At 71.5% G+C, this 8,854-nt stretch carries 8 protein-coding genes; 4 read left to right on the top strand and 4 right to left on the bottom strand.

What is annotated here, in order from left to right; all coding sequences use genetic code 11:
- The 3 genes from CCL05_RS37780 to CCL05_RS37770 form a co-directional block, all read left to right on the top strand.
- A partial coding sequence (locus CCL05_RS37780) for a zinc-binding dehydrogenase (RefSeq protein ID WP_143590008.1) occupies positions 1 to 477 on the top strand: 477 nt, incomplete at its 5' end.
- A 104-nt stretch (positions 478 to 581) separates the two neighbouring features.
- Positions 582 to 791 (top strand): helix-turn-helix domain-containing protein, encoded by a 210-nt coding sequence (locus CCL05_RS37775; RefSeq protein ID WP_031103307.1) that lies wholly within the window; start codon positions 582 to 584, stop codon positions 789 to 791.
- Positions 791 to 1,357, top strand: a complete 567-nt coding sequence (locus tag CCL05_RS37770) for a Clp protease N-terminal domain-containing protein (RefSeq protein ID WP_086565149.1) — start codon at positions 791 to 793, stop codon at positions 1,355 to 1,357. Before CCL05_RS37775 ends, CCL05_RS37770 begins: the two co-directional genes overlap by 1 nt.
- A 19-nt stretch (positions 1,358 to 1,376) precedes the next feature.
- On the opposite strand, the gene CCL05_RS37765 is transcribed toward CCL05_RS37770, so the two are convergent.
- Positions 1,377 to 2,450 (bottom strand): PadR family transcriptional regulator, encoded by a 1,074-nt coding sequence (locus CCL05_RS37765; protein ID WP_086565148.1) that lies wholly within the window; start codon positions 2,448 to 2,450, stop codon positions 1,377 to 1,379.
- A gap of 1 nt (position 2,451) precedes the next feature.
- Positions 2,452 to 3,420, bottom strand: a complete 969-nt coding sequence (locus tag CCL05_RS37760; protein ID WP_086565147.1) for a DUF4097 family beta strand repeat-containing protein — start codon at positions 3,418 to 3,420, stop codon at positions 2,452 to 2,454.
- A gap of 158 nt (positions 3,421 to 3,578) precedes the next feature.
- Between CCL05_RS37760 and CCL05_RS37755 the strand changes: the two genes are divergently transcribed.
- A complete protein-coding gene (locus CCL05_RS37755; protein ID WP_086565150.1) occupies positions 3,579 to 4,412 on the top strand; it encodes a hypothetical protein in 834 nt (277 codons plus the stop codon).
- A 753-nt stretch (positions 4,413 to 5,165) separates the two neighbouring features.
- On the opposite strand, the gene CCL05_RS37750 is transcribed toward CCL05_RS37755, so the two are convergent.
- Positions 5,166 to 5,345: a DUF6104 family protein gene (locus CCL05_RS37750; protein ID WP_086565146.1), complete on the bottom strand. Its 180-nt coding sequence runs from the start codon at positions 5,343 to 5,345 to the stop codon at positions 5,166 to 5,168.
- Between the two features lie 86 nt (positions 5,346 to 5,431).
- Positions 5,432 to 8,854: multifunctional oxoglutarate decarboxylase/oxoglutarate dehydrogenase thiamine pyrophosphate-binding subunit/dihydrolipoyllysine-residue succinyltransferase subunit (locus CCL05_RS37745; protein ID WP_086565145.1), on the bottom strand; the 3,423-nt coding region annotated here is incomplete at its 5' end.

Below are 8,854 nucleotides of genomic sequence, written 5' to 3'. Positions count from 1 at the left end.
GGTGGTGTCGCCACGGCCGCCATCGTGCTGGGGAAGGCGGCCGGGCTGCGGGTCTTCGCCACGAGCCGGGACGAGGCCAAGCGGAAGCGGGCCGTGGAGCTGGGGGCCGTGGAGGCGCTGGAGTCGGGGGCGCGGTTGCCGCAGCGGGTCGACGCCGTGATCGAGACCGTCGGGGCCGCCACCTGGTCGCACTCGGTGAAGTCGCTGAAGCCCGGCGGCACGCTGGTGATTTCCGGTGCCACCAGTGGTGACCGGCCCTCGCACGCCGAACTGACCCGGATCTTCTTCCTCGAGCTCAAGGTCGTCGGCTCCACGATGGGCACCAAGGACGAGTTGGAGGATCTGCTGGCGTTCTGTGCCGCCACCGGGGTGCGGCCGGTGATTGACGAGGTGCTGCCCATGGATCGTGCGCGGGAGGGCTTCGAACGGCTGGCGTCCGGTGAGCAGTTCGGGAAGCTCGTGCTCATCAATGCGTAACTCCTGCTGAGTGGAATGTGCTGGCGGCCGGTCCGGGTTCGGACCGGCCGTTTGGTTTGTCAACTGGGGTTGACGGGGGTGTGGTGTCAACGTAGGTTGACGTTATGACCGAAGCAACGGATCTGGCCGAGCGGGCGGGTGATCGTGATCCACGGGTCGGCCTGCGAGCCGTCGCCGCCCTGCGCAGGCTGCTGGAACAGCTGGAAGCCGTCCAGGTGCGCAACGCGCGCAACCAGGGCTGGTCGTGGCAGGAGATCGCCGGCGAACTCGGTGTGAGCAGGCAGGCCGTGCACAAGAAGTACGGGAGGCATTGATGTTCGAGCGGTTCACCAAGGACGCCCGGAGTGTGGTGAAGGGCGCGTTCGCGTATGTGGAGGGTGCCGGCGGCGGGCAGGTCGTGGAGCCGGAGCATCTGTTGCTCGCGCTGCTCGATCGGGAGGGCAGTCGTGGTTCTCTCGCACTCGCCGCTCTCGGGCTCGGTGAGCGGAGGGATTCCGTGCGGCAGGCGCTGGGGGCGGCGCGGCGGCGGGCCGGGCTGTCGCAGGCCGAGACCGACGCGCTCGCCGGGCTCGGGATCGATGTGGAGGAGATCGTCGCCCGGGTGGAGGAGGTGCACGGGGCAGGCGCCATGGCCGGTGACCGGAAGGACAAGGGGTGGTGGTCGGGGCGGGCCTCGTTCGGGCGCGGCGCCAAGGACGTTCTGGAGCGCTCCTTGCGGGTCGCCCTCGCCCAGCGGGACCGGCACATCGGGGACGAGCACATCCTGCTCGCCCTTACCCTGCGCCCCGGCGTGCCGGCCGAGGTCCTCGCCGACCACGGGGTGACGCATGCGTCCCTGGTGCGGGTGCTGTACGGGGGCGGCGAGGCCAAGGCCGGGTGAAGGGCGGGGCCCCGGCCGCTTACTTCTTCGGCGTGCGCAGCAGGGCTCCTATGTGGGCCGCCGCCGTCGACAGGTGGCGGCGCGCGTCGCGCAGTTGGTCGGGGGTGACGCCGTGGTCGCGGGCCGCGTCGCGGATGTCGTCCCGGAAGCGGTCGAGCAGGCGGTCCAGGTCGCGGGCCGGGTCGCCGGTGGAGTCCGCGGCGTCCTCGTGGGCCCAGGCGGGTTCGTAGGCGGCCGGGAAGTCCTCGGCGGGCTGTGGGGGCGTCTGCTGTGCGACCGGCTTGCCGGTGCTGGTGCCCGTGCCCGTGCCGGTCCAGTCGAAGCCGAAGTCCTTGCCGTAGTCCTTGCCGAACTCGCCGACCTCCTTGGCCAGTTCGCTCAGGCCCTCGCGCAGCCCCGTGGGCCAGTCGCCGCGGGCGAAGTGGTCCTGGACCTGCTCCTGGACCCGGCGGGCGATGCGCTGCACCTGCTCCTGGGCCTGGGCGCGGGCCTGCTCCTGGGCCTCCTTCGCCTGGCGGCGGGCGCGCTGGGCGTCCTCGCGGGCGCGGCGGCTCTCGTCCTTGGCGCGGCGGGCCTGTTCCTTCCACTCCTGCCTGGCCCGCCGCATCTCCTCCTTGGCGATGCGCCAGGCGTCCTTGTCGCCGTACTGCCCGAAGTCCCCGAAGGGGGCGTCCTCCGCGCCACGGGCCTTGCTGCCGGTCTCCCGACGGGCCTCGGTCGCGGCGGCGCGCATCTCGCGGCGCAGGTCGCCGGCGGCCCCGCGCACGTCGGCGCGGATCTCCGCCGCCAGTTCCGCGACCGACTCCCGGATCTCCAGCTCCAGGTCGGCCAGTTCGCCGCTGCGGTCGGCCAGTTCGGCGCGGCCCGCGTCCGTGATCGAGTACACCTTGCGGCCGCCCTCCGTGGTGTGGGTGACCAGGCCCTCGGCCTCCAGCTTGGCAAGGCGGGGATAGACCGTGCCCGCCGACGGTGCGTACAGACCCTGGAAACGCTCCTCGAGGAGGCGGATCACCTCGTAGCCGTGTCGGGGAGCCTCGTCCAGCAGCTTCAGCAGGTAGAGGCGGAGGCGGCCGTGGGCGAAGACGGGGGGCATGTCAGAGCACCTTCTTGTCGGTCGTGCCGTCGGCCGGGGCTGCGTCGGCGGCGCCCCGGTCGGAGACGGAATTGTCTCCCGAGCCGGCCTGCGGGTCATGCCGCGGGTCGGTCGGCGAGCTGCCGGTGCCGGGCCTGGTGTCCCATGGTTCGTCGGGGTCGTCCTCCCTGGCGGGGCGGCGCAGCAGGGCGATCGAGCCGGAGACCGTCGTCGCTCGCAGCTTGCCCGTGCCCGCGCCCAGACGGCCCGTGATCTTGTGGGCGCCCCACTGGCCGTGCACCCGCAGATCGTCGAAGGCGTTGGAGACCGCGCCGCTCGCCGTGTTCGCCTCGACCTCCGCGTCCGCCGGGTCCGGCAGCCGGATCGCGATCTCGCCGGAGACGCTGGTCAGCCGTACGTCCGTGGGGCCGCCCGGGTCGAGGTCGACGATCATGGAGCCGCTGACCGAGTCGGCCCGCACGGAGGAGCCGGAGCCCTCGACCACCGTGAGGTCGCCCGAGACGGAGTTGAACCGGAGGTCGCCGGTCACGTCCTGGGCCTCCACATTCCCGGAGACCGTGTCCGCGCGGACCGGGCCGGAGAGGCTCACGAGAGTGGTGTCGCCCGTGACGCCCTTCACCACCGCCGGGCCCTCGATCCCGGAGAGCACCGCCGCCGCGCCGACCACCCCCAGTTCCACGCGGGTGGAGGGCGGGACGGCCAGGGAGACGACCGCGCTGCGGCGCCAGCCCTTGCGGTCCAGCCACTTGAGGAAGCCCTTCCAGGGCAGGTCCTCGTAGGCCACCGTGAGGGTGCCGCCCCGCTGGGTCACCAGCAGGGGTGGTCCCTGGATCTCGGAGACCTCCAGACGGGCGGAACCTTCGTCCGTGCCCACCACGTTCACCGTTCCGTCGACGAGACGCACATGAAGCTCGCTCACGGGCTCGTCGAAGGTGAGTTTCCTCGGCTCTGTGACAGACCACTCGGACATGGGCAGACCTTCCGACATGACGCGCCATATCGCGTCTTCTGTCGTTCACGATATATCGTGGCGGGGGAAAGTCAAGGCGCTCGTTCCGGGGATGTCGAGGCGTACACCGAGAGGTATATAAGTGCTCAAAGAGGGGTGATTCGTCCTAGCGTGTGACCATGCCGACGGAAGCCGACCGCACCGGTCCCGCCCCTGGGGCGCTGCTGTTGTGCCGGGCGGTGCCCGGGGACGTCGCCCCCGTCGCCCACCTGCTGCGGGAGCGTATGCAGCTCACCCCGGCGGGCGACGGATGGAGCGTTCTCGTACCCGAGGGCGGGCCCTGGCGGGACGCCGGCGAGCCCGTCGACCGTGTGGTCACCGGCTGGGCCACGGCCCTCGCCGTCGGCGCGCCCTGGCCCGTTCTCGCCCTGTGGTGGGACACCGACCACGCGGGCTTCACGCTCGCGTCCGGCTTCCGCCGCCCGGTCGGATTTGTCTGGCTCGCGAGCGGGGTCCCGGTGGGGGAGGAGGAGGCGATGCGCACCTTCGCCGCGCGCGTGGGCCTCGACCCCGTCCTGGACCTCCAGGCCCTCGACCGGCTGACGAAAACCGACTCCGCCGCCGACGCCCGCGCCCGCATGCGCGGCCTGCTGGCGGTCCTCGCGCGGGTGGGCGTCTCCCTGCCCCCGCAACTCGCCCCCGGCGAGCCCGCCGACCGCCTTTGGGAAGCCGCCGCGCTCCAGCCGGACAGCCTCCCGGTCGCATGGCCGGGCTTGCGCGGGGCGGTCGCGGAGCGCGACACCGTCGACCACAGCCGCCTGGGCCCCTGGATGCCCTGGACCGGCGACCGGGCCCGCGCCCTGGCCCTCACCCAGATGGCCGCGGGCGTCCCGCTCATCGCCTGGGGGCTACGGCGTCCCAGCGGCGGCTGGGGCTGGGCCACGGCCGGAGCGCTGCTCCTGACCCACGGCGCTCTGGTCCTTGCGTACGCCGTCACGCACCCGCGCGACTGACCTCCGGACGCTGATCACGTGCGGCGTGGCTCAGGAGGCTTGGACCCGGCCCCGGCCGCGACCCCGGCCCCCGCGCGGACGCGGCTCTCGCGGGCGCTTGGGCGTGCTGGCCCCGGCTCGCTTGCGGGGCGTGCCGGCCTCGGCTTCTGTGCGGCTCCGGCGGCCTGGACCTGGCTGCCGCGCGACGGACCACCGGGCGGCGCGGGACGCGGCCCGGCGCGGCTCAGGAGGACTGTCCCGGCTCCTGCGCGCCGACCCCGGCTCCCGCGCGGACCCGGCTCCCGCGGGGCTTGGGCGGGCCGGCCCCCGCTCATACGGGGCTCTGGCATCCCGGATCCGGCTGCCGCGCGACGGACCACCGGACGGCTGATCACCATACGGTGGCCGGGACGCGGCCCCGGCGCGACTCCACGTGCCGGATCCGGCTCCCCTGTAGCTTCGGCGTCTTGGACCCGGCGCGGCTGATCACCGGCGGCTGATCACCGTACGCCGCGGGACGCGGCCCCGGCGCGGCTTCCCAGCGCTGGACCCGAGCTCCGGCACGGCTCCCGCACGGCTCCCGCACGGCCCCGGCTCCGGCACGGCTCCCGCAAGGCCCCGGCGCGGCTTTCGAGGGCTGGACCCGGCTCCGGCACGGCTCGCGCGCGGTCCGGCTGCCGTGCGGCGCGCGCGACCCGGTCCCGTGCGGCTCGCGCGACCCGGTCCCGTGCAGCTCGCGCGCGGCCCCCGCTCACGCCCGCCCCGCCGTCACTCCTACTCGTCGTCCTCGTCGTCCAGCCGGGCCAGCCATGTGGCCAGGCGTTCCACCGGTACCTCGAAGTCGGGGTTGAGATCGACGAAGGTCCGGAACTGCTCGGCCAGCCACTCGAAGGTGATCTCCTCCTCGCCGCGCCGCTTCTCCAGTTCCTCGATGCCACGGTCCGTGAAGTACATGCCGTCAAGGATATGTGCGCGCAAACGGCCGGGCCGCACCCCCGGAGCGGGGGTGCGGCCCGGTCACACGGGACGCGCGAGGGCGCTTACGCGTCGAACACCTCACGCACCAGCTGCTCCTGCTCGGCCTGGTGCCGCTTCGCGGAACCGACCGCCGGGGACGAGCTGTGCGGGCGCGAGATGCGGCGCAGGCGCTCGCCGTGCGGGACGTCCGCGCCGACCGCCAGGTCCAGGTGGTCGATCAGGTTGAGCGCGATGAACGGCCAGGCACCCTGGTTCGCCGGCTCCTCCTGCGCCCACAGGTACTTCTCGGCGTTCGGGTACTTCTTGATCTCCGCCTGGAGCTCGGCACCCGGCAGCGGGTACAGGCGCTCGATGCGGATGATCGCCGTGTCCGTGACGCCGCGCTTCTGACGCTCGGCCTCGATGTCGTAGTAGACCTTGCCGGCGCAGAAGACGACCTTCTTGACCGCGGCCGGGTCGACCGAGGCGTCACCGATGACCGGGCGGAACTGGCCCGTCGTGAACTCCTCCGCCTTCGAGGCCGCCGCCTTCAGGCGCAGCATCGACTTCGGCGTGAAGACCACCAGCGGCTTGTGGTGCGGGTTGTGCACCTGCCACCGCAGGAGGTGGAAGTAGTTCGACGGCGACGTCGGCATGGCGACCGTCATGTTGTTCTGGGCGCACATCTGGAGGAAGCGCTCCGGGCGGGCCGAGGAGTGGTCCGGGCCCTGGCCCTCGTAGCCGTGCGGCAGGAGCAGGACGACGCCGGACGTCTGGGCCCACTTCTGCTCGGCCGAGGAGATGAACTCGTCCACGACCGTCTGCGCGCCGTTGACGAAGTCGCCGAACTGCGCCTCCCACATCACGAGGGCCTCGGGACGGGCCAGCGAGTAGCCGTACTCGAAGCCCATCGCCGCGTACTCGGAGAGGAGCGAGTTGTAGACGTTGAGCCGCGACTGGTCCTCGGAGAGGTACTGCAGCGGCGTGTACTCGTCGCCCGTGGTGCGGTCGATGATGACCGCGTGGCGCTGGCCGAACGTACCGCGCTGCGAGTCCTGGCCGGCCAGGCGGACCGGGACGCCCTCCAGGAGGAGGGAGCCGACCGCGAGCGTCTCGCCCATGCCCCAGTCGATCGTGCCGTCCTCGACCATCGCCGCCCGGCGCTGGAGCTGCGGCAGCAGACGCGGGTGGACGGTGATGTGGTCGGGGATGTTGACCTGGGACTCGGCGATCCGCTTGACGACCTCCGTGGTCACCGCGGTGTTCACGGTGACCGGGAACTCGGCCTGCGGGTCGGACGTCTCCACGATCGTCGGCTGCGAGGTGGCCTCGCGGACCTCCGTGAAGACCTTCTCCAGCTGGCCCTGGTAGTCCTGCAGCGCCTGCTCGGCCTCTTCCAGGGTGATGTCGCCGCGACCGATGAGGGACTCGGTGTAGAGCTTGCGCACCGAGCGCTTCTTGTCGATCAGGTCGTACATCAGCGGCTGGGTGAAGGCCGGGTTGTCCGACTCGTTGTGACCGCGGCGGCGGTAGCAGATGAGGTCGATCACCACGTCCTTGTTGAACGCCTGGCGGAACTCGAAGGCCAGACGGGCCACGCGGACCACGGCCTCCGGGTCGTCGCCGTTCACGTGGAAGATCGGGGCCTCGATCATCCTCGCCACGTCCGTCGCGTACATCGACGAGCGCGAGGACTCGGGGGCCGCGGTGAAGCCGACCTGGTTGTTGATGACGATGTGGACCGTGCCGCCGGTGCGGTAGCCGCGCAGCTGCGACATGTTCAGGGTCTCGGCCACCACGCCCTGGCCCGCGAAGGCCGCGTCGCCGTGGATCGCCACCGGCAGGACCGTGAAGTCCGTGCCGCCCTTGCCGATGATGTCCTGCTTGGCGCGGGAGACGCCCTCCAGGACGGGGTCGACGGCTTCGAGGTGCGACGGGTTCGCGACCAGGCTGACCTTGATCTGCTCGCCGTCGAGGCCCGTGAAGGTGCCCTCGGCGCCCAGGTGGTACTTCACGTCACCCGAGCCGTGCATCGACTTCGGGTCGAGGTTGCCCTCGAACTCGCGGAAGATCTGCGCGTACGACTTGCCGACGATGTTGGCGAGGACGTTCAGCCGGCCGCGGTGGGCCATGCCGATGACGACCTCGTCGAGGCGGGACTCCGCCGCCGAGTCGAGCACCGCGTCCAGCAGCGGGATGACGGACTCGCCGCCCTCCAGGGAGAAGCGCTTCTGCCCGACGTACTTCGTCTGCAGGAAGGTCTCGAAGGCCTCCGCCGCGTTCAGGCGGCGCAGGATGCGCAGCTGCTCCTCGCGCTCCGGCTTGGAGTGCGGGCGCTCCACCCGGTCCTGGATCCACTTGCGCTGCTTGGGGTCCTGGATGTGCATGAACTCGATGCCGGTGGTGCGGCAGTACGAGTCGCGCAGGACGCCGAGGATGTCGCGCAGCTTCATCATCGACTTGCCGGCGAAGCCGCCGACGGCGAACTCGCGCTCCAGGTCCCAGAGCGTGAGGCCGTGCTCGGTGATGTCCAGGTCGGGGTGCTTGCGCTGCTGGTACTCCAGCGGGTCGGTGTCGGCCATGACGTGGCCGCGGACCCGGTAGGAGTGGATCAGCTCGAAGACGCGGGCGGCCTTCGTGACGTCGTCGTCGTGGCTGGCGTCGATGTCCTTGAGCCAGCGGACCGGCTCGTAGGGGATGCGCAGCGCCTCGAAGATCTCGTCGTAGAAGTTGTTCTCGCCGAGCAGGAGGTTCGCGACCTGGCGGAGGAACTCGCCGGAGGCGGCGCCCTGGATCACCCGGTGGTCGTAGGTCGACGTGAGCGTCATGACCTTCGAGACGCCGAGCTTGTTCAGGGTGTCCTGGGAGGTGCCCTGGAACTCCGCCGGGTAGTCCATGGAGCCGACGCCCATGATCACGGACTGGCCGGGCATCAGACGCGGCACCGAGTGCACCGTGCCGAGACCGCCGGGGTTGGTCAGGGAGACCGTGACCCCGGAGAAGTCGTCCATCGTCAGCTTGCCGTCGCGGGCGCGGCGGACGATGTCCTCGTAGGCCTGCCAGAACTCGAAGAAGTTCAGCGTCTCGGCCTTCTTGATCGCCGCGACGACCAGCTGGCGGTCGCCGTTCGGCTTGACCAGGTCGATGGCGAGACCGAGGTTGACGTGGTCCGGCTTGACCAGGGTCGGCTTGCCGTCCACCTTCGCGAACGAGTAGTTCATCGCCGGCATCGCCTTGATGGCCTGGACCATCGCGTAGCCGATGAGGTGCGTGAAGGAGATCTTCCCGCCACGCGCCCGCTTGAGGTGGTTGTTGATGACGATGCGGTTGTCGAACAGCAGCTTCACCGGGACCGCGCGCACGGACGTGGCCGTGGGCAGCTCCAGGGAGGCGTCCATGTTCTTCGCGACCGCGGCGGCGGGGCCGCGCAGCACGACCTGCTCGGGGCCCGAGGGGGCCTCACCGGCGGGCTCGGCCTTCGGCTTCGCGGCGGCCGGCTTGGCGGC

The organism is Streptomyces africanus (genome assembly GCF_002150735.1).
Classification (GTDB): domain Bacteria; phylum Actinomycetota; class Actinomycetes; order Streptomycetales; family Streptomycetaceae; genus Streptomyces; species Streptomyces africanus.
Note: the sequence above shows the minus strand (reverse complement) of the source record. Positions and strands in the feature narration are given on the sequence as shown.

Bases quoted from the DNA above. Each gene is read 5' to 3' on its own strand.
- CCL05_RS37775 (WP_031103307.1), top strand. From the start codon at position 582: ATGACCGAAGCAACGGATCTGGCCGAGCGGGCGGGTGATCGTGATCCA.
- CCL05_RS37770 (WP_086565149.1), top strand. From the start codon at position 791: ATGTTCGAGCGGTTCACCAAGGACGCCCGGAGTGTGGTGAAGGGCGCG.
- CCL05_RS37765 (WP_086565148.1), bottom strand. From the start codon at position 2,450: ATGCCCCCCGTCTTCGCCCACGGCCGCCTCCGCCTCTACCTGCTGAAG.
- CCL05_RS37760 (WP_086565147.1), bottom strand. From the start codon at position 3,420: ATGTCCGAGTGGTCTGTCACAGAGCCGAGGAAACTCACCTTCGACGAG.
- CCL05_RS37755 (WP_086565150.1), top strand. From the start codon at position 3,579: ATGCCGACGGAAGCCGACCGCACCGGTCCCGCCCCTGGGGCGCTGCTG.
- CCL05_RS37750 (WP_086565146.1), bottom strand. From the start codon at position 5,345: ATGTACTTCACGGACCGTGGCATCGAGGAACTGGAGAAGCGGCGCGGC.